General features: G+C 45.0%; 1 protein-coding gene. It reads left to right on the plus strand.

Features of this window, described 5'->3' with window-relative positions; translation table 11 throughout:
• Positions 1-642: hypothetical protein (locus tag AB669_RS21305; RefSeq protein ID WP_047801399.1), on the plus strand; the 642-nt coding region annotated here is incomplete at both ends.

A 642-nucleotide genomic window follows, 5' to 3' on the forward strand; every position in this document is an offset into this window, starting at 1 on the left:
CCAGCTGGAGCAGATGTGACTGATGTTTCAGGAACGACTGGCACTAATGATACGCCGACAGTAGCAACTATTCCTCCAGCGGGTGCTGTGACTTTAGTGAAAAGTGTGATTGGATCAGTACCAACGGCTGTTGGAGGTGTGTTGAATTATGATCTTATCATCAAGAATACCGGCAATGTCACCTTAACCAATCTAGTAATTACCGATGCGAATGCCGTGGTTACAGGTTCTCCTGTTTCTAGTCTGGCTCCGGGTACAAGTGTTACTTTGACTGCTTCCCATACATTAACTCAAGCCGATATTGATGCAAGTACATATACCAATACCGCAACGGTAACTGGTAAAACGCCAGCTGGAGCAGATGTGACTGATGTTTCAGGAACGACGGAGACTAATGATACACCGACAGTGGCTACGATTACGCCAATGGGTGCTGTGACCTTGGTTAAATCTGTTAGCGGTACTGTTCCTAATAAAGCTGGCGAGGTATTGAATTACAACCTGGTTATTAAAAATACAGGTAATGTAACCTTAACTAATCTGATGGTTACCGATGCCAATGCAATTGTTACTGGATCGCCGGTTTCTACTTTGGCTCCGGGCGCAAGCATTACCCTTACCGCATCCCATACTTTAACTCAA

The organism is Pedobacter sp. BMA, from assembly GCF_001027745.1.
Taxonomy (GTDB): domain Bacteria; phylum Bacteroidota; class Bacteroidia; order Sphingobacteriales; family Sphingobacteriaceae; genus Pedobacter.